25 protein-coding genes are annotated in these 25618 nt (G+C 75.0%); 20 read left to right on the top strand and 5 right to left on the bottom strand.

Going from position 1 to position 25618, the window contains the following annotated elements; translation table 11 throughout:
* The first annotated feature begins 24 nt into the window (after nucleotides 1–24).
* The 11 genes from AC07BF_RS18835 to AC07BF_RS18785 all read left to right on the top strand — a co-directional run bounded on the left by AC07BF_RS18835 (nucleotide 25) and on the right by AC07BF_RS18785 (nucleotide 10296).
* The gene (locus tag AC07BF_RS18835) at nucleotides 25–324 is read left to right on the top strand and encodes a phosphopantetheine-binding protein (RefSeq protein ID WP_478333616.1); all 300 of its coding nucleotides are present in this window, start codon (nucleotides 25–27) and stop codon (nucleotides 322–324) included.
* On the top strand, nucleotides 321–575 hold the full coding sequence (locus AC07BF_RS18830) for an acyl carrier protein (protein ID WP_350885552.1): 255 nt from the start codon (nucleotides 321–323) through the stop codon (nucleotides 573–575). Before AC07BF_RS18835 ends, AC07BF_RS18830 begins: the two co-directional genes overlap by 4 nt.
* Nucleotides 572–1720 carry a beta-ketoacyl synthase N-terminal-like domain-containing protein gene (locus AC07BF_RS18825; protein ID WP_363632640.1) on the top strand — a complete coding sequence of 383 codons (1149 nt, stop codon included), beginning with the start codon at nucleotides 572–574 and terminating at the stop codon, nucleotides 1718–1720. The genes AC07BF_RS18830 and AC07BF_RS18825 overlap by 4 nt, the downstream gene beginning before the upstream one ends.
* A 61-nt stretch (nucleotides 1721–1781) precedes the next feature.
* Entirely contained in the window at nucleotides 1782–2381 is a 600-nt protein-coding gene (locus AC07BF_RS18820; RefSeq protein WP_363632638.1) for a hypothetical protein, read from the top strand.
* A 271-nt stretch (nucleotides 2382–2652) separates the two neighbouring features.
* Nucleotides 2653–4275, top strand: coding sequence for a class I adenylate-forming enzyme family protein (locus tag AC07BF_RS18815; RefSeq protein WP_363582530.1), 1623 nt, complete (start codon nucleotides 2653–2655; stop codon nucleotides 4273–4275).
* On the top strand, nucleotides 4272–5528 hold the full coding sequence (locus tag AC07BF_RS18810; protein ID WP_363617211.1) for a beta-ketoacyl-[acyl-carrier-protein] synthase family protein: 1257 nt from the start codon (nucleotides 4272–4274) through the stop codon (nucleotides 5526–5528). Before AC07BF_RS18815 ends, AC07BF_RS18810 begins: the two co-directional genes overlap by 4 nt.
* Nucleotides 5529–5570: 42 nt before the next feature.
* Nucleotides 5571–6557 carry a 4-hydroxyphenylpyruvate dioxygenase gene (hppD, locus tag AC07BF_RS18805; protein ID WP_363582526.1) on the top strand — a complete coding sequence of 329 codons (987 nt, stop codon included), beginning with the start codon at nucleotides 5571–5573 and terminating at the stop codon, nucleotides 6555–6557.
* A 33-nt stretch (nucleotides 6558–6590) separates the two neighbouring features.
* Complete coding sequence (locus AC07BF_RS18800; protein ID WP_363582524.1) at nucleotides 6591–7505, top strand: phytanoyl-CoA dioxygenase family protein; 915 nt, start codon at nucleotides 6591–6593, stop codon at nucleotides 7503–7505.
* Complete coding sequence (locus tag AC07BF_RS18795) at nucleotides 7502–8527, top strand: thiamine pyrophosphate-dependent dehydrogenase E1 component subunit alpha (RefSeq protein WP_478333615.1); 1026 nt, start codon at nucleotides 7502–7504, stop codon at nucleotides 8525–8527. Before AC07BF_RS18800 ends, AC07BF_RS18795 begins: the two co-directional genes overlap by 4 nt.
* On the top strand, nucleotides 8524–9492 hold the full coding sequence (locus AC07BF_RS18790) for an alpha-ketoacid dehydrogenase subunit beta (protein ID WP_363582520.1): 969 nt from the start codon (nucleotides 8524–8526) through the stop codon (nucleotides 9490–9492). Before AC07BF_RS18795 ends, AC07BF_RS18790 begins: the two co-directional genes overlap by 4 nt.
* Before the next feature lie 15 nt (nucleotides 9493–9507).
* Nucleotides 9508–10296, top strand: coding sequence for a DUF3050 domain-containing protein (locus tag AC07BF_RS18785; RefSeq protein WP_363632634.1), 789 nt, complete (start codon nucleotides 9508–9510; stop codon nucleotides 10294–10296).
* Between the two features lie 73 nt (nucleotides 10297–10369).
* Here the strand turns inward: AC07BF_RS18785 and AC07BF_RS18780 are convergent, their stop codons facing one another.
* Nucleotides 10370–11641, bottom strand: a complete 1272-nt coding sequence (locus AC07BF_RS18780) for an acyltransferase (RefSeq protein WP_478333614.1) — start codon at nucleotides 11639–11641, stop codon at nucleotides 10370–10372.
* Nucleotides 11642–11855: 214 nt separating this feature from the next.
* Here AC07BF_RS18780 and AC07BF_RS18775 point away from each other — a divergent pair, with 214 nt between their 5' ends.
* From AC07BF_RS18775 to AC07BF_RS18760, 4 genes are all read left to right on the top strand, one after another.
* Nucleotides 11856–14249, top strand: a complete 2394-nt coding sequence (locus AC07BF_RS18775; protein ID WP_478333613.1) for an ABC transporter ATP-binding protein/permease — start codon at nucleotides 11856–11858, stop codon at nucleotides 14247–14249.
* Nucleotides 14250–14378: 129 nt separating this feature from the next.
* Nucleotides 14379–14969 (top strand): hypothetical protein, encoded by a 591-nt coding sequence (locus AC07BF_RS18770; protein ID WP_478333612.1) that lies wholly within the window; start codon nucleotides 14379–14381, stop codon nucleotides 14967–14969.
* A gap of 161 nt (nucleotides 14970–15130) precedes the next feature.
* Nucleotides 15131–16123 carry a serine/threonine-protein kinase gene (locus AC07BF_RS18765; RefSeq protein ID WP_478317981.1) on the top strand — a complete coding sequence of 331 codons (993 nt, stop codon included), beginning with the start codon at nucleotides 15131–15133 and terminating at the stop codon, nucleotides 16121–16123.
* Between the two features lie 55 nt (nucleotides 16124–16178).
* Nucleotides 16179–16553: a DUF1304 family protein gene (locus AC07BF_RS18760; RefSeq protein ID WP_363617229.1), complete on the top strand. Its 375-nt coding sequence runs from the start codon at nucleotides 16179–16181 to the stop codon at nucleotides 16551–16553.
* 21 nt (nucleotides 16554–16574) lie between these two features.
* On the opposite strand, the gene AC07BF_RS18755 is transcribed toward AC07BF_RS18760, so the two are convergent.
* Nucleotides 16575–17975, bottom strand: a complete 1401-nt coding sequence (locus AC07BF_RS18755) for a streptophobe family protein (RefSeq protein WP_478333611.1) — start codon at nucleotides 17973–17975, stop codon at nucleotides 16575–16577.
* A gap of 407 nt (nucleotides 17976–18382) precedes the next feature.
* Here AC07BF_RS18755 and AC07BF_RS18750 point away from each other — a divergent pair, with 407 nt between their 5' ends.
* Nucleotides 18383–19642 carry a DUF6777 domain-containing protein gene (locus AC07BF_RS18750; protein ID WP_478333610.1) on the top strand — a complete coding sequence of 420 codons (1260 nt, stop codon included), beginning with the start codon at nucleotides 18383–18385 and terminating at the stop codon, nucleotides 19640–19642.
* A 56-nt stretch (nucleotides 19643–19698) separates the two neighbouring features.
* Here AC07BF_RS18750 and AC07BF_RS18745 read toward each other — a convergent pair whose 3' ends face one another.
* Entirely contained in the window at nucleotides 19699–20142 is a 444-nt protein-coding gene (locus AC07BF_RS18745) for a winged helix-turn-helix transcriptional regulator (protein WP_400984987.1), read from the bottom strand.
* Nucleotides 20143–20278: 136 nt separating this feature from the next.
* Between AC07BF_RS18745 and AC07BF_RS18740 the strand changes: the two genes are divergently transcribed.
* Both AC07BF_RS18740 and AC07BF_RS18735 read left to right on the top strand, forming a co-directional pair.
* Nucleotides 20279–21508, top strand: coding sequence for an MFS transporter (locus AC07BF_RS18740; RefSeq protein WP_478333609.1), 1230 nt, complete (start codon nucleotides 20279–20281; stop codon nucleotides 21506–21508).
* A gap of 66 nt (nucleotides 21509–21574) precedes the next feature.
* Entirely contained in the window at nucleotides 21575–22027 is a 453-nt protein-coding gene (locus AC07BF_RS18735; protein WP_478333608.1) for a hypothetical protein, read from the top strand.
* A 73-nt stretch (nucleotides 22028–22100) separates the two neighbouring features.
* Here AC07BF_RS18735 and AC07BF_RS18730 read toward each other — a convergent pair whose 3' ends face one another.
* Entirely contained in the window at nucleotides 22101–23696 is a 1596-nt protein-coding gene (locus AC07BF_RS18730) for an LCP family protein (protein ID WP_478333607.1), read from the bottom strand.
* A complete protein-coding gene (locus tag AC07BF_RS18725) occupies nucleotides 23689–24264 on the bottom strand; it encodes a DUF6542 domain-containing protein (RefSeq protein ID WP_363582498.1) in 576 nt (191 codons plus the stop codon). Before AC07BF_RS18725 ends, AC07BF_RS18730 begins: the two co-directional genes overlap by 8 nt.
* 259 nt (nucleotides 24265–24523) lie before the next feature.
* On the opposite strand from AC07BF_RS18725, the gene AC07BF_RS18720 reads away from it, so the two are divergent.
* A complete protein-coding gene (locus AC07BF_RS18720; protein ID WP_280680643.1) occupies nucleotides 24524–24730 on the top strand; it encodes an antitoxin in 207 nt (68 codons plus the stop codon).
* 84 nt (nucleotides 24731–24814) lie between these two features.
* On the top strand, nucleotides 24815–25525 hold the full coding sequence (locus AC07BF_RS18715; RefSeq protein ID WP_363632622.1) for a lytic transglycosylase domain-containing protein: 711 nt from the start codon (nucleotides 24815–24817) through the stop codon (nucleotides 25523–25525).
* Nucleotides 25526–25618 lie beyond the last annotated feature (93 nt).

Raw genomic sequence — 25618 nt, 5'->3', positions numbered from 1 at the left:
CGCACCCCGACAAGGAGCCACACCATGCAGGACCGCGTCCGCGAGTTCGTCCTCGCCTCGCTCACCGAGATGCAGTACGACGTCTCCGAGGTCACCGGGGACACCGACCTCGGCCCGGCCGGGCTGGACCTCGAATCGCTCGCGCTGGCCGAGCTGTCGGTGCAGGTCGAGGACGAGTTCGGGATCAAGTTCGACCTCGACGAGATGGAGACCACCGCGCTGATGACGCTCGACGAGTTCACCGCCGACGTCGTCAAGCGGATCGCCGCCAGCGCCACCGCCACCGCCGCCACTGCCACTGCCACCGCCGGCAGCCCGGCGTGAGCGGCTCCGCCCTCCCCGACCGGGCCGAGGTCCGCGCGATGCTGGCGGCGTTCGGGCAGCGCGCCGCCGACACCGTGCCCGACGACCTCGGATCGCTCGAACTCACCTGGCTCATAGCCGAGTTCGAGCAGCGCTACGGCATCCAGGTGGACCTCGACGACGACCGCTTCGGCGCCGTCCGGACGGTCGACGACGCCACCGAGCTGCTGCGTTCGGCCGTCCTGGCCGAACGTGTGGGCGCCCGGCCATGACCACCGGCGCGCCCTCCGCACACCGGCCGCGCGGCCGGCCGGTGGTCACCGGGCTCGGCGTGCTCAGCGCCGCCGGGCGCGGACTCGGCCCGCTGACCGAGGCCGCCGCCCACGGCAAGACCGCCTTCGGCCCCGTCACCCGCTTCGACGTGAGCGCCCGCCGCGCCACCCGGGCCGCCCTGCTGCCCGACGACGTGCCGCTCGCGCACACCTTCCCGCTGGCCCGCGCGGTGCTCGACGCCGTCGGCCAGGCCTGCCGCCAGGCCGGACTGACCGCCGCCGACGGCGCGGACACGCCCGTCCTGCTCGCCCTGCACAGCGACGAACGGACCAGGGGCACCGCCGACGCGGTGGCCGCCGGCGTCCGCGCCGCCTGGGGCACCGCGGGCGTCACCCGGGTGTACACCGGCGCCTGCGTGGCAGCCGCGACCGCCGTCGCGGACGCCGCGGCGCTGGTCGCCACCGGGCGGCACGAGCGGGTCCTGGTCGCGGCCGGGCACCTGGTCGAGCCGGGCGTGTTCGCCGTCTTCGACGCCGGCCGCGCGCTGGCCCGGGACGGCGAGCTGCGCCCGTTCAGCACCGGCCGCACGGGCACCCTGCTCGGCGACGCGGTCGCCGCCGTGCTGGTCGAGGCCGCCCCGGCCGCCGAACGGCGCGGCGCCACCGCCCTCGCCCGGCTGGCCGGCTGGGGCCGCGCCGGGGACGCCCACCACGTGTGCCGCCCCGAACCGGACGGCGCCGGAGTCGCCCGGGCCGTCGAGGCCGCGCTCACCCGCGCCGGCGTCGCCCCGGCCGAGGTCGGCTACGTCAACGCCAACGGCACCGGCTCCACCCTCGCCGACCAGGCCGAGGCGAGCGCGCTGCGCCGGGTCTTCGGCGCGCACACCGCCGAACTCCCGGTCAGCTCCAGCAAATCCGTCCACGGGCACGCCCTGGAAGCCTCCGCCCTGCTCGAACTCGCCGTCACCATCGGCGCGTTGGGCACCGGCCTGCTCCCGGTCAACGCCGGCTGGCTCGGCCCGGACCCGGACGTCGGCCTGGACCTCGTCCTCGACGGCCCCCGCGCCGCCCGCCCCCGCTACGCACTCAGCCTCAACTCCGCCTTCGGCGGCGCCAACACCGCCCTGCTGGTGGCCCCCGCATGACCGGCCACCGGCCCCCGCCCGCCGTTCGACGGCGCCGACCCCGTACCCCGGCACCCACACCATGACCACCGACGCCACAGACCCCGACGCCACGAACTTCGCCGCACCCGCGCCGGCCGCCGCCCGGCTGCGGGTCCTCGCCGAGGCCCGCCGACCCGACCCCGGCTCGGCCGACCCCGACCTGGCCGGCCCGCCGCCACCGCTGCCCGGCTTCGCCGCCTCCGGCTTCAACCCGCTGGTCGCCGACACCGCCGACCGCTGCCTGCGCGCCCACCACGGCGCCCCGCCCGCCCCCGGGCGAACCGCACTGCTGCTGGCCAGCGCCGGCGGCGACCGCGCCACCGCGCGGGCCATCGACCGGAGCGCCGAACCCGGACGGCGCCCCGCACCCCTGTTGTTCTTCCAGTCCAACCCCAACGCCGTCCTCGGGCACATCGCCGCCCGCTGGGGCCTGACCGGCCCCGTCGTGGCGATCAGCCCGGCCCGCGCCGTCCCCGGGCAGGTGCCCTCGGACGCGCTCGACCTCGCGGCGCTGCTCCTCGCGGACGGCGACGCCGACCAGGTGCTGGTCATCGCCGCCGAACCGGGCGACGCCGAACCGGGCGACGACGGACCGGGCGAGGCCGCCGGACACGCGGTGGCCGTCCTGGTCACCGGCTGACGTCCCGGTCATCGGCCGAGTCACCGCCTCAGTCACCACCGACTGAACCGTCCGGCCACCGCCGGCCGTACCCACGAACGAGGCCCGACGACTGAAGCAGCCGCACCCGGCAGACCAGCACCCAGGCCCCGTCACCCACCCAGGCCCCGTCGCACCCGCCGACAGCCCACCGACACCCGCCGACACCCTTCGCCGCCCGCGCGGCCGCCCGACCCACGCCAACCGATCAGCCGCCCGGGCCGTCTCCGGCCCCGAGGGAGGGATCCACCCCGTGACCATCCGCAGTGTCCGCAGCCTGATCGCGGACGACCCCGACGTGGGCGCCGGCAACGTCCTGACCGCCCGGCTCGCACTCGGCCTCGGCCTCGACGAACCGCTGCTGACCTTCGACACCCCGGTGGACGACCACCCCGCCTGGCAACCGCTCACCCTGCGCGAACTCGACCGCGCCGTCCGGGCCCGCGCCGCCGCGCTGCACGCCCTCGGCATCACCCGGCGCGACCCGGTGGTGGTCTTCGCGAGCGACGCCGCCGACCACGTGCTCGCCTTCCTCGCCCTGACCCGGCTCGGCGCCATCCCCGCGCTGCTCAACCCCAACGTGGACGGCGAGCGGGCCGCCCGCTACATCGCCCGCCTCGGCGCCGTCGGCGTCCTCGCCGACCCGGCCCACCTGGCCGCGCTGGCCGGCCACGACCCCGGCGCGCCGCTGCTGCCCGAGATCTCCACCCTCGGCGCGGGCGACCCGGACGCCGCCCCCGAGCCGTACCGGCACTGGTCCGGCGACCCGGTGGCGATCACCCACTCCTCCGGCACCACCGGAATGCCCAAGGCCGTCGTCCACTCGCACGCGAGCCTGTACGCGGCGATCCGCCACCGGCTGCGGCTGCCCCGCCCGCAGGGCCAGGACCGGATGCTCAGCGCACTGCCCGCGCCGCACGCCGCCACCCTGATCGCGCTCAACCTGGCGCTCAGCTCGCACACCGAACTCGCCGTGCTGTCACGGCAGTCCGGCGCCGGGGTGCTGGACGCGATCGAGCAGTGGCGGCCCACCGGGGTGATCGGCTTCGCCGCCACCTGGGCCGAACTCGCCCACCACGACCTCGCCGCCCGGGACCTCGCCACCGTCGCCCTGTGGTGGAACACCGGCGACTGCGCGCACGAGGTGCACATCCGCCGCCTGATCGCCACCGGCAGCCGGGAGTCCGTCACCCGCGCGGGCCGCACCCGGACGCCGGGCTCGCTGTTCGTCGACGGCCTGGGCTCCACCGAGATGGGCCACTCGCACTTCTTCATCACCCACGGCCCCGGCACCGAGCGCTACGGGCGCTGCGTCGGGCGCCCGCACGCCTTCGTCGACTGCGAGGTGGTCGGCCCGGACGGCGAGCCGCTCGGCCCCGGCGAGGTCGGCGAACTCGCCACCTCCTCACCGACCCTGGCACTCGGCTACTGGAACGACTCGGCCACCACCTTCCGCACCCGGATCCGCGGCCGCTTCCTCACCGGCGACCTGATGTACCGGGACGGGGAGGGCTACTACTACCACGTCGACCGGGCCGTCGACTCGGTCGAACTCGGCGACGGCAAGCGGCTGTTCACCGCCATGTCGGAGGAGCGGGTGCTGGCCGCCCGCCCGGACGTGGCGGACTGCACGGTGGTCGCCGTGCGGGACGGCGAGCGCGTGGTCACCGACGTGCTGCTGATCCTCACCGCCGACGCCGACCCGACCGCCGACCGGACCAAGGACGTCATCGCCGCCCTGGACGAGGCCGCCGCCGCGACCGTACGCCAGGTGCTGGTCGTCTCCGGGGACGACATCCCGCTCGGCCCCACCGGCAAGGTCCGCAAGGTGCTGCTGCGCCAGCGCTACCTCGACGCCGCGGCCGGTGCCCGATGACCCGCCGCGAGGGCGCCGTCGTCACCGGCCTCGGCCTGGTCTCGCCGCTCGGCCGCAAGCCCGCCGAGGTGTTCGACGCGCTCAACGCCGGGCGCTCCGGACTGACCGCCGTCCCCGAGGGCCACGCCGCGCACGGCTGGCTGCCCGCCGCCGGGATCGCCCCCGCCGTGGACGGCCGCGAGGTGCTGCCGCCCACCGAGACCCGCTGCGTGGACCGCTTCGTGCTGCTCGCCCTGGCCGCCGCCGACGACGCGCTCGCCGACGCCGGCCTGGTCGTCGGCCGGGACGCCGACCCGCACCGCACCGCCGTGGTGCTGGCCACCGGCGGCGGCGGACTGGAGACCTTCGAGCAGCAGTCGCACCGCCGGCTGGAACGCGGCCGCCCCGGCGTCAGCCCGTACCTGCTGCCGGGCATGCTCTCCAACATGGCCACCGCCCGGATCGCCATCAAACACGGCATCCGCGGCTACAGTTCGGCCGTGGTGACGGCCTGCGCGGCCGGTGCCCAGGCCGTCGCCGAGGGGCTGCGGCTGATCCGCTCCGGCGACGCGGACGTGGTGGTGTGCGGCGGCACCGAGTCCTCGCTGCACCCGACCATCGCCGCCGCCTTCACCAACGCCCGTGCGCTCGCGCAGGGTTGGGAGGATCCGGAGCAGGCGAGCCGACCCTTCGACACCCGCCGCAACGGCTTCGTGCTCGGCGAGGGCAGCGCCGTCCTCGTCCTGGAACGCGCCGACCACGCCGACGCCCGCGGCGCCGCCGGGTACGCGGACGTCATCGGCTGGGGCGCCTCGACCGACGCCCACCACCCGACCATGCCCCGCCCCGACGGCTCCGGCGCCGCCGACGCGATGCGCTCCGCGCTCGCCAACGCCGGCCTGGCACCGGGCGACATCGACTACGTGAACGCCCACGGCACCGGCACCAAGCTCGGTGACGTGGCCGAGACCGCCGCCCTGCGCGCCGTCTTCGGCGCGCACCCGCCCGCGGTCAGCTCCACCAAGGGTGCCACCGGCCATCTCCTCGGCGCCGCGGGCGCGTTGGAGGCGGCGGTGACCGCCCTGGCGGTGGCGAGGGGGACGCTGCCGCCGACACTCAACCTGACCGACCCCGACCCGGCCTGCGACCTGGACCACGTCCGGGGCGGGGCCCGGTCCGCACCGGTGCGCGCCGCGCTGAGCAACGCCTTCGCCTTCGGCGGCCACAACCTCAGCCTGATCCTCGGCCCGGCGTCCACCCGGGCCGCCAAGTAGCGCGCCGATCCACGCCCTTCCATCCCTCCGGGGGAGATCCCGTTGTCCATCCAGTCCATCACCCACGTCGAGTTCCACTGCGCGGACGCCGACAAGACCGCGGCCGGGCTCTGCGCCGACTTCGGCTTCGCCGCCGACGCCCCGGAGACCGCACCGGACGGCGCCCGCACCATCCGGCTGCGCCAGGGCTCGATCCGGATGCACCTGGCCTCCGCCGCCGACCCCGACCACCCGGTGGCCGGCTTCGTCGCCCGGCACGGGGACGGCGTCGCCGCCCTCGCCCTCGCCTGCACCGACCCGCAGGCCGCGCTGGAGCGCGCCGAGCGGCACGGCGCCCGCGTGCTGGACCGGGCCGGCCGACTGATCGCCGGCTTCGGCGACACCGCGCTGAGGTTCGTACCGCCGCGCCCGGCCGAACCCGCCGACGAGCCGGGCCTGCTGGACGCCCTGGACCACGTCGCGATCTGCGTCCCGGCCGGCGAACTCGCCGACGCCGTACGGTTCTGCGAGGCCGCGCTCGGCTTCCACCGGATCTTCGGCGAGTACATCGAAGTCGGCCGGCAGGCCATGGACTCCAGCGTGGTGCAGAGCGCCTCCGGCGAGGTCACCTTCACCCTGATCGAGCCGGACACCACCCGACGGCCCGGCCAGATCGACGAGTTCCTGGCCTCCCACGACGGCGCCGGAGTGCAGCACCTGGCCTTCCGCACCGGCGACATCGCCACCGCCGTCCGCACCGCCCGGGCCAACGGCGTGGAGTTCCTGAGCACCCCGGGCACCTACTTCGACGCCCTGGCCGAGCGGTTCGGCGAGACGGCGATCCCGGTGGAGACCCTGCGCGACCTGCACGTGCTCGTCGACCAGGACCACGGCGGCCAGCTGTTCCAGATCTTCGTCCGCTCCACCCACCCCCGGCGGACGTACTTCCTGGAGCTGATCGAGCGCCAGGGCGCCGGCACCTTCGGCACCGCGAACATCAAGGCCCTGTACGAGGCCGTCGAGCGGCAGAGCTCCGACGCCGCCGTCTGACCGCCGCCCACACCTCAAGAAGGGGCACACCCCATGACCACCGCCGTCGAGTTCCGCCTCAGCGAGGCCGAACACGCCCTGCTGCCCACGCCCGAGGAGGTGGCCCACTACCGCGAGCACGGCTGGTACCTGTCCCGGAAGCTGTTCAGCGACGAGGAACTGGACACCCTCCAGGCCGCCACCGAGCTCTACTACGGCGGCCACCGCGACCGCGAACTGCCCGCCCGCCCACCGCGCCTGGCCGCCTGGGATCCCTCGCAGGGCCCGATCCAGCGGCACAACGACTACGTGCACTACGAGAGCGACGCCATCGGCGCGATCCTGCGCAAGCCGCTGATCGGCGCGGTGGCCGCCCTGCTGGCCGGCGCCGAGGAGATCCGGGTGTTCCAGGCGACCCTGATCTACAAGCCGCCGGTGCCCGGGGAGCCGAGCAACCAGGTGCCCTGGCACTTCGACAAGCACTACTGGCAGACCTCCACCTCGGAGGAGATGCTCACCGCGTTCATCCCGTTCCACGACTGCCGCGAGGAGAACGGCACCATCACCATGGTGGACGGCAGCCACCGCTGGCGGGAGCTGGACTCCGGCGAGGACTCCACCCGCCACTTCGCCGACCGCGACCGCACCCAACTCGACGACATCCTGGCCGCCAACGCCGCCCACAACGGGCAGCAGGTGCGCACCGTCCCGATGCACATCCCGCGCGGCCACATGTCCTTCCACCACTGCCGCACCTACCACGGCAGCGGCCCCAACCTGGCCTCCTTCCCCCGCCGGGCCGTCTCGCTGCACCTCCAGGACGGCGCCAACGAGTACCGCCGCCACACCCGGGCGGACGGCGGCCCGGTGGTGTACAACCACGACGTGCTGGTGCGCCGCACCGCCGACGGCCGGCCCGACTACGCGGACCCGCAGTTCTGCCCGACCATCTGGCGGGGGGCCCGGTGACGGCTCCCCCGGCGACCCTGCCCCCCGGCACCGCGGCCCCCGGCAGCGCGCCGCTGGACACGCCGGCCGAGCGCTACCGGATGCTGCGGCTGATCCGCGGCTTCGAGGAGCTGGCGCTCGGCCTGGTGAAGGCCGGCGCGATCCCCGGCGGCATCCACCCGTACATCGGGCAGGAGGCCGTCGCGGTCGGCGTCTGCTCGGCGCTCGGCCCCGCCGACCGGCTCACCAGCACCCACCGCGGCCACGGCCACGTGCTCGCCCGGGGCGCCGCACCGCACCGGCTGCTCGCCGAACTCGCGGGCCGCGTCGACGGGTTGAACGGCGGCCGGGGCGGCTCGATGCACGCCGCCGACCTCTCGCTCGGCATCCTCGGCGCCAACGGCATCGTCGGCGCCGGCGCCCCGATCGCGGTCGGCGCCGCCTGGACCGCCCGCCAGGCCGGGGACGGCCGGGTGGCCGTGGCCTTCTTCGGCGACGGCGCGCTCAACCAGGGCGTGCTGCTGGAGTCGTTCAACCTCGCCGCGATGTGGCGCCTGCCGGTGGTGTTCGTCTGCGAGAACAACGGCTACGCCACCACCCTGCCCGCCGCCACCGCGGTCGCGGGCAGCGCGACCGGGCGGGCCGCCGCCTTCGGCATCCCCGCCGAGGAGGTGGACGGCATGGACACCGAGGCCGTCCGCGCCGCCGCCCTGCGCGCGGTGGAGCGGGCCCGGTCCGGCGGCGGCCCCGGCTTCCTGGAATGCCGCACCTACCGCTACGAGGGCCACCACACCATGGAACGCCGGATGAAGCTGCACTACCGCACCCCCGAGGAGGTCGAGGCCTGGCGCGCCCGCGACCCGCTCCCCCGGGCCGCCGCCCAGCTGGAGCAGCCCGCCGTCGCCGAACTCGACGACGCGGTGGCCCGCCAGCTCGCCGCCGCCGAGGAGTTCGCCCTCGCCTCCGAACACCCCGACCCGGCCGGCGCGTTGGACCACCTGTACGCCGACGGCCTGCGGCCCCGGGCCGGGGCGGTGGCATGACCAGGCTCTCGTACACCAAGGCCCTCAACCGGGCGATCGCCGACGAACTCGCCGACGACCCGGCGGTCTGCGTCTTCGGCGAGGACATCGGCGCCGGGATGGCCGGCCCGACGCTCGGCCTGCTGGACCGCTTCGGGCCCGAGCGGATCGTCGACACCCCGCTGTCCGAGCAGGCCTTCACCGCCATGGCGATCGGCGCGGCGCTCACCGGGCGGCGCCCGGTGCTGGAGTTCCAGATCCCCTCGCTGCTGTTCCTGGTCTTCGAGCAACTCGTCAACCAGGCACACAAGTTCTCGCTGATGACCGGCGGGCAGGCGAGCGTCCCGCTGACCTGCCTGGTGCCCGGATCGGGCTCCCGGGACGGCTGGGCCGGGCAGCACTCCGACCACCCGTACAGCCTGTTCGCGCACGCCGGGGTGAAGACCGTGGTGCCCGCCACCCCGACCGACGCCTACGGGCTGCTGCGCTCGGCGATCCGCGACCCGGACCCGGTCGTGGTGTTCGCGCCCGCCGCCGCCCTCCCGGTGCGCGAGACCGTCACCTGGGACCTCGCGCCGATCCCGCTCGGCCGGGCCCGGATCCACCGCCCCGGCACCGACGTCACCGTGGTCGCCGTCGGACACCTGGTGCACGACGCGCTCGCCGTGGCGGACGAGGTCGCCGAGGACATCTCGGTCGAAGTCCTCGACCCCCGCACGCTGTACCCCCTAGATTGGGCCGCGCTCGCAGCCTCGCTGGAACGCACCGGCCGGCTGGTCGTCTTCGACGACTCCAACCGCAGCTGCGGCTTCGCCGCGGAGGTGCTGGCCACCGCCTCCGAGGAGATGCGCCTGATCGCCCCGCCCCGCCGGGTCACCCGCCCCGACGGCGCCGTCCTGCCGTTCGCCCCCGCCCTCGACCGCGCCCTCCAGCCCGGCCGCGAGCAACTGCGCCATGCCCTGCACGCCGTCCTCAAGCACCCCTGAGCAGAAGGAGCCGCCTTGTCCACCAACCGCTACCACTGGGACCGTTCGCACCCCGGCCTGACCAGCCTCCAGCAGGCCATCGACCCGCTGCGCCGCGAGGTGGTCGGCCACAGCGTCTACGGCGGGCTGACCAGCATCGGGCGCGTCCGCACCTTCCTGGACAGCCACGTCTTCGCGGTCTGGGACTTCATGTCGCTGCTGAAGAGCCTGCAACGCGACCTCACCAGCGTCGAGGTCCCGTGGGTCCCGAGCGGGCCGACCGCCAGCCGCCGGCTGATCAACGAGATCGTGCTGGTCGAGGAGAGCGACGAACTCGGGGAGGGCTACACCAGCCACTTCGAGCTGTACGTCGAGGGCATGCGGCAGGCCGGCGCCGACCCGGGCCCGGTGGAGGAGTTCCTGGGGCTGCTGGGCACCGGCACCGCCGTCCCGCAGGCGCTGAAGGCCGCCGCGGTGCCGCAGGCCGCCGTCGACTTCACCGGCACCACCTGGTCGATCATCGAGAACGCGCCGGTGCACTGCCGGGCCGCCGCCTTCGCCTTCGGCCGCGAGGACCTGATCCCGGACATGTTCGCGCAGGTGGTCGGCATCGACGACCCGGACGGCGTGCTCACCGTCTTCAAGGACTACCTGGCCCGGCACATCGAGGTCGACGGCGAGCAGCACACCCCGATGGCGATGCAGATGCTGATCGACCTGTGCGGCGACGACCAGGCCAAGTGGGACGAGTGCGCCGAGACCGTCCGCACCGCGCTGCGCGCCCGGGTGCAGCTGTGGACGGCGATCGAGGCCGCCTTCGCGTAGCGCGGCCCAGGCGCGGCTCAGGCGCGGCTCACCCCGCGCGTCGCGGTACGACTCACGCCACGTGCGGTACGGCTCAGATCACCTTCGGGACGGCGGCGGCCGACGCGGGCAGTTCGTCCGCCGCCCTCCGGAAGCGGTGCAGCGCGGCCCGGCCCTCCGCCCCCCGCACCCGGGCGGCGAGCCGGGCCGGCAGCACCACGGTGGTCAGGCATCCGGTGCCGCCGAACCCCTCGACCGTCCAACTCACCCAGGGAAGCGGATAGTTGGCGGCCGGACTGAAGAACACCGGCCGGTGCCCCTGGAAGCTCACCCGATAGGCCCCGAACCGGCTCCAGTTCGAGAAGCTGAACCGGCGCTCCTGCGGGTCGAAGCCCAGCGGCACGCAGTCCCGCAACCGGGAGCGGCCGAGCGAGGCCAGGAAGCCGAGATTGGAACGCAGGTTGAGGTGGGCGGCCGGGAACTCCTCGACCGCCGCCCGCAGCGCGCCCGCGAGCGCCGCCGGGCCGTCCTCGGGCCGGTGCGACACGTGGACGTCGCCCAGCAGGTTGCCCACCAGGGCGGGTGAAAGTCCGAGCCAGCGCCGGGCGTTGACCGGTACGGTCAGCCAGCGCTCCGCCTCGTCGCCATCCAACTCCCTTATGGTGCTGACGACATGGGCGCATAGCACGTCACCGGAGGAGAGCCGTCGGCCGGCCGTCTCGCTGAACTCCGCGCGCATCCGCTCGACTTCGGCGTCCCCGAAGTAGATCTGGACGGTCCGGTTGGCCCGCGGACCGACCGCCACCTCGCGGGCCAGCAGCTGCGCCTGCGCCGTCGAGGGCACCCGGAAGCCGGGCCGTCCGCAGTCCTCGGCGGGGAGCACCCGGTCCAGCAACTCGTCCTGATCCTCGACCAGTTCGGCCTCCGGCAGCTCCTCGTCCTCGACCGCCGCCGACCAGATCCGCAGCAGCAGCATGAAGCTGTGCAGATCGCCGATCGCGTGGTGCCAGGAGCAGCCCAACACCGTCCCGCCGTCTCCGGTGCGGGTGACCCGGACGGTGAGCAGCGGTACGCCGCCGCCGCGCGCGGCCGGGGCGTCCACCGGATCGACCAGTTCGGAGCCGGCGGCCGTCACCCGGCCCATCGCCTCGGCGAGCGTGCCGTCCACGGTGTAGACGTCCAGCGGGACGCCGGAGTCGTCGCAGACCGCTTCGAGGGCGCCTCCCCCGCCGGTGCGCAGCCGCCCGGCGAACACCGGCACCCGGTCGAGCGCGCGGGCCAGTCCGGCGGCCAGCCGGTCCTCGTCCAGCGCCTGGTCGAAGTAGAGCACGACCGAGACGGCGAGGTCCGCCAGCATGGTGTCCATCAGGCCGCAGTGCAGCACCGTTCCGGGGGCACGGCCGGCCCTGACAGTCCGGGATCTTCGCAACACCGGCCAACTACTCATGCGTTCCGTCCCCGATTGTTCGGCGGGTGGCGTGCGGGCACGCCGAACGATAGTGCCGCGCCGTCACAGTGGTCCAGTCCAATCCCGGGATCCGGAAAGGCCGCTGGACTGCTGCGGCGATAGAATGCCCAGCATGGGAGAGCGCCCGGGCGCACCCACCGCGCCGCCCCTCGTCCTGGTCACCGACACCGGGTCGCTGCTGATCGACCCGGCCCTGGCCTACCACCTCGGCCGCGACCCGACCAGCGAGGTCGTCCTGGACGACCCCCGGGTCTCCTGGCACCACGCCGTGCTGCGGGCCACCGACGGGCACTGGCTGCTGGAGGACGCCGGCAGCACCAACGGCACCTACGACCAGGGCCGCCGGGTCGAGCGCGAGGACATCGGCCCCGGCACCCGGCTGCGCTTCGGCGACCCGGCCGACGGCCCGTCCGCGACCTTCGCCGGCCTGCCCCGCCCCGACCCCGGCGAGCGGCCCTCCCTGCTCGCCCCGCAGGCCTCCGGCACCTTCCGCAGCCCCAGCTCGGTGCTCCAGCTGCCCGGCCGCACGGTCCGGATCGGCCGCTCGCACGACAACGACCTGGTCCTGGACGACCTCGTGGTCTCCCGCCACCACGCCGAACTGCGCGAACTGCCCGGCGGCGGCCACGAGATCGTCGACCTGGACAGCCACAACGGCACCTACCACAACGGCCGCCCGGTGCAGCGGGCAGCGGTCGGCCCGGCCGACATCGTCGGCATCGGCCACTCCGCGCTCTGCCTCGCCGACGACCACCTGGTCGAGTACACCGACACCGGCGAGATCTCCCTGGACGTGCGGCACCTGGTGGTCCGGGTCGGGTCCGACCACCGGGTGCTGCTGGACGACGTGAGCTTCCCGCTCGCCGAGAAGGCGCTGCTGGCGGTGGCCGGCCCGAGCGGCGCCGGCAAGTCCACCCTGCTCAACGCACTCACCGGGCTGCGCCCCGCCGACGAGGGCACCGTGCTGTACGACGGGCGCGACCTCTACCGCGACTACGCCGAACTGCGCCGCCGGATCGGCCTGGTGCCGCAGGACGACATCCTGCACACCCAGCTCACCGTCCGCCGCGCGCTCGGCTACGCCGCCGAGCTGCGCTTCCCCGGCGACACCGCGAAGCACGAGCGGGAGGCCCGGGTCGTCGAGGTGGTCCACGAGCTGGGTCTGGCCGGCCGGGCCGACCAGGTGATCGGCAGCCTCTCCGGAGGCCAGCGCAAGCGGGTCAGCGTCGCGCTGGAGCTGCTCACCAAGCCCTCGCTGCTGTTCCTCGACGAGCCGACCTCCGGTCTGGATCCGGGCATGGAGCGCTCGGTGATGCACATGCTGCGCGGGCTGGCCGACGACGGCCGGACGGTGGTCGTGGTGACGCACAGCGTGCTGAGCCTGAACGTGTGCGACCGCCTGCTGGTGCTCGCCCCCGGCGGCCGGACGGCCTACTACGGCCCGCCGGGCGAGGCACTGGCGTTCTTCGGCTTCGCGGAGTGGCCGGAGGCCTTCGAGGCCTTCGAGAACGAGGACCACGAGGCCTGGCAGCGCCGCTTCCGCACCTCCCCGCAGTACGAGCGGTACGTCGCCGCCGAGGCGGTGTCCCTGACTCCGGCCGCGGCACCGGGAGCGCCGGGGGCAGCGGGGCCGGCAGCGGAGCCGGCGCGGGCACCGGTGGCCGGGCGGGACCCGATCGGCTGGGAGAAGCCGCAGGGCTGGTTCTCCCAGCTGGGCACCCTGGTACGCCGGTACACCGCGGTGCTCGCCGCCGACCGGCTGTTCCTGACCATCATGGTGGTGCTGCCCTTCGTGATCGGCCTGATGTGCCGGGTGATGGCCGGCTCCCGGCTCACCCCGGACAACGCCGTGAACTGCCTGCTCACGCTGTGCATCGGCGGCCTGCTGACCGGCGCCGCCAACTCGGTGCGCGAGGTGGTCAAGGAGCGGGCGATCTACCGCCGGGAACGCGTGGTCGGACTGTCCAGATCCGCGTACCTGGTCTCCAAGGTGGTGGTGCTCGGCACGGTCACGGCCGCCCAGGCCGTCGTGCTGACCGTGGTCGGCCTGGCCGGGGTGGACCTCTCCTGGGCGGTGCCGACCGGGGTGGTGATGCCGCAGCTGCCCGAACTGATCATCGCGGTCGCGCTGCTGGCGTTCTCGGCGATGATGCTCGGCCTGGTGGTCTCGGCGATCGTGGACAAGGAGGAGGCCACCATGCCGCTGCTGGTGCTCCTCTCGGTGGTGCAGATCGTCTTCAGCGGCCTGATGCTCAAGCTGCACGGCGTGCCCGGGCTGGAGCAGTTCGCCTGGCTGATCCCGTCCCGCTGGGACATGGCCGCGATGGCCCGCACCGTCGAGCTGCACGGCATCTTCCCGAGCTCGATCACCGCCGACCCGATGTTCCGCCACGAGCGCGCCGGCTGGCTGCTCGACATCGCGGTGCTGCCCGGCCTCGCGGTCGCGTACGGGCTGCTGGTGCTGGCCCTGCTGCGGCGGCACGAGCCCGCGATCATGCGGCGCTGAGTCCCGAACAGCGGCCCCGGGCCCCGGCCGACCAGCGCCGGTACAGTGGGAAGCGACCTGTGGTGCGAGTCCCATCGCTATGACCGCGCGCAGCCGCGGGCTCGCGCGGCGGAGGAAATGTAGCCGCCCATGGACGAGTTCGCGTTCCGCCCCACCCACGTCGCCCCACCGGCCGGGATGGCCACCTGGGCGGCCCCGGACCCGGCCCGGCCCGCCACCCGGCTGGACGCGCTGCTGCCGGTGCGGGTGGTCGCCCGGCAGGGCGACTGGGCGCAGATCCTCTGCTCCAACGGCTGGACGGCCTGGGTCGACGGCCGCCTGCTGGTCGCCCTCCCGGAGCCGCCGCCCACCGCCGAGGGCCCGCCCACCCGGACGGCGGACCCGCGCCCGGCGCTCGTGGAGGCCGAGGCCGCGGTGGCCCGCTACCGCGCCCTGCTGGAGGACCTCGCGGCGGGCGCCCTGGACCTGGAGGCCTTTCGGGAGCGGACCCGTGGCCTGCGGATCGGCCTGGTCGTCGACGCCGAGGCTCTCTGGGTGTTCGACGCGGTGCGCGACCGCTGGTGCTACTGCGACGGGCTCCAGCTCCAGACGTACGCGGCCACCGACCGGCCGGTGCCCGGGCCGTCGCCCACACCGCCCCCCGCCCCGTCGCCCGCCCCCGCCGCCCCGCCGGGGCCCGCGCCCGGTCCGTACGCCCCCACCCGGCCGGGCGCGCCGTGACCCCGGCCGAACGACCTCCCGAACGCCCCCTCGACCGGCCGGCCGCCCAGCCCGCGGCCCAGCCGGCCGAACGGGTGCCCGGAGACCGCCCCGACCGCCCCGGCCATGCCGACCAGCCGGACCACCCCGACCGGCCGTCCGCACCCGGCCTGCCGGCCGGCATGGTCGGGCGCCGGATCGCGGGCTACCGGCTGGAGCGCGAGATCGGCCGCGGCGGCATGGCCGTGGTGTACCGGGCCAAGGACCTGCGGCTCGGTCGGACCGTCGCGGTCAAACTGCTCGCCCCCGAACTGGCCCGCAACGAGGTGTTCCGGCAGCGCTTCATGCACGAGTCCGAGGCCGCCGCCGCGATCGACCACCCGCACATCATCCCGGTGTTCGAGGCCGGCGAGCACGACGGCATCCTGTTCATCGCGATGCGCCACGTCGAGGGCGGCGACCTGCGCGGGCTGATGAACCGGGGAGGCCCGTTCTCGGCCGAGCGGACCGCCCGACTGGCCCTGCAGATCGCCTCCGCGCTCGACGCCGCGCACGACCACGACCTGGTCCACCGGGACGTCAAGCCCGGCAACGTGCTGGTCGCCGCCGGGACGGACAGCGAGCACCCCGAGCACCTGTACCTGGCGGACTTCGGCCTCACCAAGAAGTCCCTCTCGCTGAGCGGCCTGACCAGCGTCGGCCAGATCGTCGGAACGCTGGACTACGCCGCGCCCGAGCAGATCTCCGGCAGGCCGCTGGACGGGCGCTGCGACCAGTACGGCCTCGGCTGCGTGGTCTTCGAGATGCTCGCGGGCTCCCCCCCGTTCCGCCGGGAGAGCGACGTGGCGCTGCTCTGGGCGCACCTCAACGACCCGCCGCCCACCTTGCGCGACCACCGCCCCGACCTGCCCGCCGCCGTCGAGGCGGTGGTCGCCCGGGCGCTCGCCAAGGCCCCCCAGGACCGCTACGCCAGCTGCCTGCAGTTCGTCGCCGAGCTGCGCGCGGCCACCGCCGTCGTGCCCGGCCACGGCGCCGCGCCAAGGGCGTGGAGCGGGAGCGGGAACGGGCCGCCGACCCGGGTCGTCCAGGCGGTCGTCCCCGGCCTCGCCGCGGCGGCCGTCGTGCCCGAGCCGCCCGCGTGGGCCGCCCCGGTCGTCCACCCGCCGCCGTGGTGAGCGCCGTACCGTCCACCGCCCCCCCCGGAAGCCGAACCCCAGGAAGCCGACCGCCATGAACGCCGTGAGCCAGGTCTTCGCCGTGATCGCCGCCGCGGTCCACCTCCTCGCGTGGCCGCTGGAGAGCTTCCTGTACGGCCACCCGCGGGTGCGCTTCCTGCTCACCGGCAGCACGGCGGACGCGCCGGAGGTCCGACTGTGGCGCTTCAACGTCGGCTTCTACAACCTGTTCCTGGCGCTCGGCCTGGTCGCCGGACTGGTCCTGCTGCACACCGGGCACGCCGCCTCCGGCCGCGCCGTGATCAGCTACGTCGCCGCGTTCATGGTCGCCGGCGGGGTCACCCTCTTCGCCTCGGAGCCGAAGGTCTGGCGCGGCGCCCTCGCCCAGGCGCTGCCGGCGGCGGCGATCCTCATCGCCGAGGCGTTCTGAGCGCGCGCCGCCCGGCAGCCGTCAGCCCGCCCCGGGCACTTCCTTGCCGCCGGGCACTTCACCACCCGAGACCTCGCCGCCGGGGACATCGCCGCTGGAGACCTCGCCCCGGCGGGCGGTGCGGGCGGCCAGCAGGGCGCCCAGCGCGCCGGTCAGCAGGCCCCAGCCCGCCGCCAGCGGGACGGCCGTCCACAGCACCGGGCGCAGGGTGAGGCTGCCGCCACCGAGGCCGGCCAGCGGGTTGGCCCCGCCGAGGAGCGAGCCGATCAGGTCGCCGAGGCCGCCCTGTCCGACGCCGACGCCGAGCACCGACAGCCCGTAGTCGGCGTCCGCCCTGGTCCAGAGCCCGACCAGCAGCACCGCCACCGCGCCGGCCAGGGCGAACCGGACGGCGTGCTGCCAGAGCCGGACGGTGCGCGGCGAGCGGTACGCGGCGAGGAAGCCGGCCGCGAGCAGCAGCACGGCGGCCAGCGGCAGCAGCCACCAGCTGCGCGCGTCCTGGTCGGCGAGGGTGCCCAGGCTGATGGTGGCCTGCTGCCCGTCCGGCGCCCGCAGCACCTCGGCGAGCGGCCTGGGCACCGGCAGGCCGAGCGCGCCGCTGAGCCGCCCGTGCCACTGCGCGCCGAGCCCGACGCCGAAGGCCAGCCAGACCAGGTCGGGCAGGGCGAGCAGCAGTACGGCCAGGGTCTGCCGGGCGTTGCCGTGCACGATCGCGGTCAGCACCCCGGCCGCCAGCCCGATCACCAGGTACGCCAGCAGGACCAGCCAGAGCGCGAACGCGGCCGGGCGGACGGCCAGTTGGTAGGGCAGCAGAACGCGCGGCAGCGGCGCCCGCCGGGACACCGCGAAGGTGCCCGCGAGGACGACGAGCAGCCAGGCCAGCCCGATGCCGACCGTGCTCGGGGCATCCGCGTGGAAGCCGACCTCCGGGGTGAGCCCGAGCGCGCCGCCGATGGTCTGCGCCAGGTCGCCGCCGAGCGGGACGTCGAAGGTGTGCCGGGCGCCGAGGGTGAGCAGCGCGAGGGCGACCAGCCAGATCACCACCGTGCGGGCGATCCGGCCGAGCAGTTCGCCGCCGCCGGCCACCGCGCGGAAACGCAGCTGACGCAGGAACACCTCGGCCATCACCACCGCGCCGGCCAGCGAGACGGACAGCGGCATGGCGCTGATCCCGGCATCCACCGCGGCGAACTGCCCAGCCCCACCGTCGAGTTGGACGGATCCGCCGACGGCCAGCGCCACCGCCCCGGCCAGCACGGCCGGGAAGCCGCCGCCCGGGAGGTCGTCGGCGCCGGCCAGCCAGAGACCGAGCGCGGCCACCGCCGCCATGGCGGCGAACCCGGCCAGCACCACAGCCAGCGCGTCCAGCCAGCCGCGCAGGGCGCCGGGCGGGCCCGCGACCCGGGTGGTGGGCTGCTGCATGGCGCCTCCTCGGTGCGTCGGGCTTCGCGTTCCAGGGTGGCCGACAGCGGGCGGGCACGCTCGGCGACGGCCCCCGCACCTGCTGTTGCGGCAGGTGGGGAGCCGGGGGGAGGCCAGTGGCAGGAGCTTCCCGGGTCGGCGCGTCCGTCGGCCGCCTGCGAAACGGAGCCTCGATGAGTTCCCAACCGCCGCCGTCCGGCCCGCCGAGCGAACCGCCCCACGGCCCCCCGTCCGGCCCGCTGGCCGGTCCCCCGTCGGGCGGCGGCCGGTTCGGGCCGCCGTCCGGGGCATCCGGCCCGTCCGGTCCGTCCGGCCCCCCGTCCGGGCCGCCTGGTCCGCCCGGCCCGCCCTCCGGGGACGGTCGGGGGCCGCACACGCCGTGGTGGCGCTCCGGGCGGGGGCTCGCGTTGGCCGCCGGCACGCTGGCGGTGGCCGCGGTGGCCACGGTGCTGATCGTGAACAGCCAGGGTGGTGGTCACCACGACACCCTGCCGGCCGCCAACGAGGTGGCCCTCCAGGCCCCGGCCGACCCGGGGCCGGACCCGTTCACCCCATCGGTGGAAACCCAGGGGGTGAGCGCCCCCGCCCCTGCCCAGGCGCCGCAGTCCGGGCAGGCGCCGCAGTCCGCCCAGGCAGCGCAGTCCGGGCCGGGCGGCCGGTCCACGGCCGCCTCCCCGGCGGTGATCCACAGCGTCGAGGGCAGCTCCGCCGGGCTGTACGGCGGGACGATGACCAAGCCCAGCTGCGACACCGAGCGCCTGATCGGGATGGTCTCCAGCGGGGACGCCGGCCGCGCCTGGGCCTCCGCCGCGGGCGTCCAGCAGTCCGACGTCCCGTCCTACCTGCGCTCGCTGACCTCGGCCTACCTGCGGGTGGACACCCGGGTCACCAACCACAACTACAAGAGCGGCGCCGTCGTCGAGTACCAGTCCGCGCTCCAGGCCGGCACCGCCGTCCTGGTGGACGCCCAGGGCGTGCCCCGGGTGCGCTGCTCCTGCGGCAACCCGCTGAAGCCGCCGGTGCTGGTGAGCGACGCCAAGTACACCGGGAAGGCATGGGCCGGCTTCCACCCGACCACGCTGGTCGTCGTGGTGCCCGCGCCGCAGCCGGTGACCGAGATCATCCTGGTGAACATCGAGACGGGCGGCTGGTTCTCCCGGCTGACCGGGCGGATCGACGTGGTCGACCGGAACGTCGGACCGCCCAAGGGGCCGCTGGCGCCCGGCATCCCGCCGCCGGGGAAGATGACGCCCACCACGCCGGCGGGCACGGCCTCGACGTCGCACTCGACCTCCGCCTCGACCTCCGCCTCGACCTCCGGGGCGACCTCCGGGTCCGGCTCGGCGACGACCTCGGGTTCGACCTCCTCGGGAGCGACGTCCTCGGGCGCCTCGACCGGGACGGGCTCCGCCTCGGCAACGTCGTCCACCTCCTCGGGCGCCCCGACCGGGACGACCAGGTCGACCGGCACCGCGTCCGCGTCCACCGGCTCCTCGGCCAGCTCGTCCACGGGGTCGTCCACCACCAAGACGCCGACCCAGACGCCGAGCACCAAGGCCCCGGAGAGCACGACCGGCTCCACCGCGACGAACACCACCAACGGCACCACCGCGACGACCACCGAGCCCCCGAAGACCGCGACGGCCGGGAGCGCCACCCCCAGCTGATCCGCCCGACTCCCCGGCACCGCCCGCCGCCCATCCGCCGCCGGTGGCGGCGCACCTCAGGGCAGCAGCACCTCGGCGTCCTCGGGCCCCAGCGCCCGGCCGCCGGCCACACGGACCTCCATCGCCTCGATCGGCGCGCCCGTCCCGCGTTCCACCAGCCGGGCGCGCGGCTCGCCCTCAGCGAAGAACCACTGGTCGCCCCACTGCCGCAGCGCCGTGATCACCGGGAAGAGGGCGCGCCCCTTCTCGGTCAGCACGTACTCCTGGTACGGGCTGCCGTCGGCGGCCGGCGCGAGCGCGAACACCCCGTTGGCGACCAGGTTGGCGAGGCGGGCCGAGAGGATGTTCCTGGCGAGGCCCAGGTTCTTCTGGAACTGGCCGAAGCGGCGCAGCCCGTCGAAGGCGTCGCGGACGATCAGCAGCGTCCAACCGTCGCCGACGACGTCGAGCGGGCGGGCGACCGGGCAGGTCGACTCCTCGTGCGTGGTGCGCTTCGGCACTTCTCCCACCTTCCACCGGTCGGCGCCCAGCCTATCGGCGAGTCGCGCGGTTGCTTATTGAAACCACATTATGCCAGGGTGGCGTGGTAGCACTTTGAAACCAGTCGGCCGTGCCCGCCACCAGGAAGACCCGCCCATGACCTCGCCCACCCGCGCCACCGCCGCCGAAGCACCCTCACGTGGCCTGCCACCCGCCGCCGCCTGGCTCCTCTCCGTCGCCTGCGGCCTCGCCGTCGCCAACGTCTACTACTCACAGCCCCTGCTCGACCTCATCGCCGCGGACTACGGCATCGACCCGGCCACCATCGGCCTCGTCGGCACCCTCACCCAGACGGGCTACGCGCTCGGCCTGCTGCTGCTCGTCCCGCTCGGCGACCGCGTCAACCGCCGCACCCTCACGACCGCCCAGCTCGGGCTCTCCGTGCTCGCCCTCGCCGCCGTCGCGCTCGCCCCCTCCGCGTTGCTGATGCTCGCCGCGATGGCTGCCGTCGGCGTCCTCGCGGTGGTCGCCCAGGTCGTCGTCGCGTACGCGGCCTCGCTCGCCGCGCCCGCCGACCGGGGCCGGGTGGTCGGCACCGTCACCAGCGGCATCGTGGTCGGCATCCTGCTCGCCCGCACCGTCGCCGGCACCATCGGCGACCTGGCCGGCTGGCGCGCCGTCTACGTGGTGTCCGCCGTCGCCACCGGCGCGATGGCCCTCGCCGTCGCGGTCGTCCTCCCGGCCGAACGCCACCGACCGTCGGCGCAGACCGAGCAGACCTCGCAGACCGCACGGATCAGCTACCCCCGGCTGATCGGCTCGGTGTTCACACTCTTCGCCGAGGAGCCCGTGCTCCGCGCCCGGGCGGTCCTCGCGCTGCTCACCTTCACCTCCATCACCGTCCTGCTCACCCCGATGGTGCTCCCGCTCGCCGCCCCGCCGTTCAGCCTCAGTCACACCCAGATCGGGCTGTTCGGCCTGGCCGGCGCCGCCGGAGCCCTGGGCGCCGGCCACGCGGGCCGCCAGGCCGACCGCGGCCGGGCCGAACGCACCGCCGGCATCGGCCTGTTGGCCATGCTCGCCGCCTGGATCCCGGCGGCCCTGCTGCCGCACTCGGTGTGGTGGCTGGTGCTCGCCATGGTGGTGATCGACTACGGCCTGCAGTCCGTGCACGTGGTCAACCAGCACCTGCTGTACCAGGTCCGCCCCGAGGCGCAGAGCCGGCTCACCGCCGGGTACATGCTCCTCTACTCCGCCGGCTGCGCGGCGGGCGCGATCGGCTCCACCGTCGTCTACGAGCGCTGGGGCTGGACGGCCGTCTGCCTCCTCGGCGCGGCCACCAACCTGGCCGCACTGCTCTACTGGCTTGCCAGGAAGCAGAATTGACGAAACCCCCGAACCGCTCCTCCCCCTGATCCGACGGCGCGTCACGAGGCGGGTATCGTCCCGGCCATGAAGGCAGTGTTACGCCGGGTGTGGTCCCTTCCGTTGGCGGGCGCGGTGGTCTCGCTGCTGGTGCTCTGCTGGAGCCTGTTCGCCGCGTCCGCGCAGTGGCGGGCCGCGAACCGGATAGACGCCGCGCCGCTGCGGGTGGACGGGACGGTCAGCGCCGTGGCCCTGCGCAAGGGCGGCTGGCTCTACACCGTCACCTACCGGGTGGGGGATCGCGACTACCGCACGTCGGCGCTCGGCCTCAAACGGGTCGAGAAGCCGCACGTCGGGATGACCGTCCCCCTGGAGGCGGCGGCGGACGACCCGGCCACCGTCCGCGTGGCCGGTGACCACTACCCCAACGACGACATGCCCGCGACCTACGTGCTGGCCGCGGTGGGCGCCACGGCGGTCCTGCTGTGGCTGGTCGGCCTGCTCGTCCAGCGCGCCCGGGGCCGGACTCCCCTCCCGTGACGGCCGGTTCGGCCGCCGGGCCGGTTCGCCCGCCGCCTCGTGGGTGCGGCCGCGCGGCGCCCGCCGCCGCCCGTCAGTCCACGCAGGGGATGCCGCCGGCCTTGACGGCGGGGCCCTGCATGGGGAGGCCGGCGGCGGGGTCGGTGGTCGCGTCGCCCGGCCCGGTGGCGGCGGCGGCGGAGGGGCTGGGGGTGCGGGTGACGGCGAGGGTGACGACGATGTGGCCGGGGGCGACGACGGCGGCTGCGGTGGCGGTGACGCCGTAGCGGGTGGCGAGCTGCTGGGCGTCGGCCTTGGCGCCGCTGCCGTAGGTGACGGTGGTGGCCCTGGTCCTGGCGGCGGCGTCGCCGATCTTCCCCGGCTGGTAGCCGAGTTCGGTGAGGGCCTTGGACTCGGTGGCGGCCGCGCCGGCGCCCGCGACGGCGTTGACGTCCACGACGGCCCTGGTCACGGTCGGGGAAGCCGCGGACGGCGAGGGGGTGGCGGTCTCGGCGGCCGTCTCGGTGGGCGCGGGGACGGCCTGGACGGGGGCCGGCTCGCGGTTGAACAGCTGCCGGACGATCTTCTTGATCAGCTCCGGGTTGACGGTGTTGACCTCCTGGCCGCCGACGGTCTTGAACCCGGTGATCGGCAGGGTGTTGAACTCGACGTTCCCGCCGGTGAGGTTGGGCGCCTGCTGGGCGAAGTCAAGGATGTTCCACTCGTTGTCGATGACGACGTCCTTCTTCACCACCCCGAACAGCTTCTGCATCTGCCCGAAGTCGTTAAGGATGCCCTGCTGCTTGAGCCGGTACTCGACGGAGGAGATGAACGCCTGCTGCCGGTGGGTGCGGTCGAGGTCGCCGTTGGCGAGGTGGTGGCGCTGGCGGACGAAGGAGAGGGCCTGGGCGGCGTTGAGGGAGCTGATGCCGGCGGGGAGCTTGAGGCCGGTTCCGCCGCCCTCGTGGGCGGCGGTACGGGCGATGATCGGATCGTCGACGGGGTGGTTGAGGCAGACCTGGATCGGCTCGACGGCCTTGGCGATGTCGTAGAAGCCGATCAGGTTGACCTCGGCGAAGTGGTCGATCGGGACGTCGAGGAAGCTCTGCACGGTCTGGATGGTGGCGGAGCGCCCGGCTTCGCGGCTCTGCCGTTCCAGGTCGGCCTTGGAGAGCCCCTTGCCGGCGAGTTTCTGCTCGGCGGCCACCTTGGCGATGCCGTAGGCCTCCTTGATCTTGTGCATCTTGCCGTCGGCGCCGGCGGTCTGCACGTAGTCGTCGCGCGGGACGGACAGCGCGGTGACCTTGCCGCCGTTGGCCGGGATGTGCAGGACGATCAGGGCGTTGGTGTTGTAGCCGCCGATCTCGCTCGACCCGGCGTGCAGTTCGTCCTCGACGAACTGCTTGGGCAGGTCGTTGCCGTCCATGTCCTTGCGGCTGTCGAGGCCGATCAGCAGCAGGTTGACGGACTTGTCGAGGTGGGGCGGGGCGTTCTTCTTGGCCTCGCTCAGCGCGGTGGACTTGGTCATGCCGTCGTCGAGGCTGCGGTACTCGTACCAGGTGAAGCCGCTGGCACCGAGGACGGCGACGGAGACGGTGCAGGCGAGGGTGCGCCCGGCGACGGTCAGCGGGGCGGTGCCGCGGCGCGGGGCGCGGCCGCGCGGGCGGAGGCGGGCGGCGCGATCAGCCACGACGGCTCCTTCCGGTCGGGGTGCCCGCACTGCGGGGCCGTCGGCGGTCGAGCGCGACGCGGACCGCGACGACCAGCAGCGCGACCCCCACCGCCGCCGCCATCACCGGGAACGCCCCCACCACCCACCGCAGCGCGCCGGTGCCGAGCTGCTTGCCCTGGTACGCGTCCCGGTTCGCCAGGTACTCGATGCCGGCGGCGCCGAGCAGCACCACGAGCGGGGCCGCGGTGACGACCCACCAGCGGCCGGCCCGGCTGCACAGCGCCGCCGCGGCGCCCGTCCCGCCGACCGCACCGACCGCGAAGAGCACGCCGACGCCGGGGCCGCCGAGTTCGTCCGCGACACCGCCGAGGACGGGCAGGCCGACGGCGGTGAGCAGCACCGTCAGCCGGCCTCCCCGGCGGGCCTGCGGCCGGCGGCGGGAGGCCGCGGTCCGTGGCGGGCGGGCGGCGGGTGGCGCGGCGGGCTCCGCCCGGTCGGCCGCGCGCGAGCGCTGCGCGGGCAGGGCGGGGTCCTCGGTGCGCGGTCCCGCGTCCTGGTACGGCGTTCTCGCCCGCTGCCCGGCCATGCGCACTTCCCTCGCTCGTTTCGGCTGCCGCGGCGCGTGCGCGCCGCCGTGCGTGCCGGGACGCGTTCCGTCCTGGTGGCGGTTCCCAACTTCTACAGTTCTGTAGAAGTTGGGCTGGAGCATACAAACCCATTTCAGCAAAGTCATCCGCCGTCCTTCGGCAGCGGCCGAGCGCCCGGTGGGCCGTCGTTAGGATGGTCATGATCCCCCGCCACGTCGGCACACCATCAGGAACGCGTCAGAGGAGCAGAGCGTCACCATGTTTGAGAGTCTGAAGAACCTCGCGGACAAGGCCACCGACCTCGCCCGCGAGCACAGCGACGTGCTCGGGCAGGGCCTGGACAAGGTCGGCGACGTGATCGACGACCGCACGGACGGCAAGTACAGCGGCCAGATCGACACCGGCGTCGAGAAGGCCAAGGGCTTCCTGCGCAACCTCGACGGCGAGCAGAAGCCGGCCGAGTAGCCTGCCACCGGGCACGGTCGCCGGCGCGATCGGCAGTACGACGGTCGAACAAGGACACGGGCGCACGGGGAGGGGTCGGCAGCGATGAGCGAGGGGCAGCAGGGGTCGCGCTGGGGACGCTGGCTGGTCGTCGGCGTACTCGTCGCGGCCGGGTGGGGCATCGTCCACGGCGGCGACCACCCCACCACGGCGTCGTCCGACGCCTCCCCGTCCGCGACCCCCTCCCCGGACGGTGCCGCGCCCTCCGCGTCCGCGTCCTCCCCGTCCGAGTCCGCCTCGACCGCGCCGTCGAAACCGTCGAAGCCGTCCGGCCGCTACGACCCCGCCGACTACGCGGCCCCGGTGCGCCGGTACGCCGCCGAGGCCGGGGTCAACCCGCAGCTGCTGATGGCGATCCTCTACAACGAGTCCTACAAGCCGCACGACCCGGAGCTCGAACGGGCCTGGCAGCGCGGCAAGCCCGAAGCCTCGTTCGGCATCGCCAACATGCACCGCGCCGCCTTCGACGACACCAAACCCGGCCGCCCCTTCGCCGACCGCAAGTGGGAGGAGCTGCCGGACGACCGCGACCTGGCCGTCCAGGCCGCCGCCTGGCACCTGCACGACCTGGCCGGGCAGCTCCCGGCGCGGCCGAGCGCGCCGCTGAACCACGACGAGCTCCTCGCCCTCGGCTACAACGCCGGCGCGGGCAACATGCTGGCCTTCGCCCGCGGGGTCAAGGTGGGCTCCCAGGCGCAGTCCTACCTCGACCGGCTGCACGACAACTGGGCCAAGTCCGGCACGGCCGTCCAGTAGCGGGGGGGGGGGGGGGGGGGGGGGGGGGGGGGGGGGGGGGGGGGGGGGGGGGGGGGGGGGGGGGGGGGGGGGGGGGGGGGGGGGGGGGGGGGG

The sequence above is a fragment of the Kitasatospora sp. NPDC043950 genome (assembly GCF_056435345.1).
The sequence above is the reverse complement of the archived record's forward strand: the minus strand, read 5'-3'. Positions and strand labels throughout refer to the sequence as shown.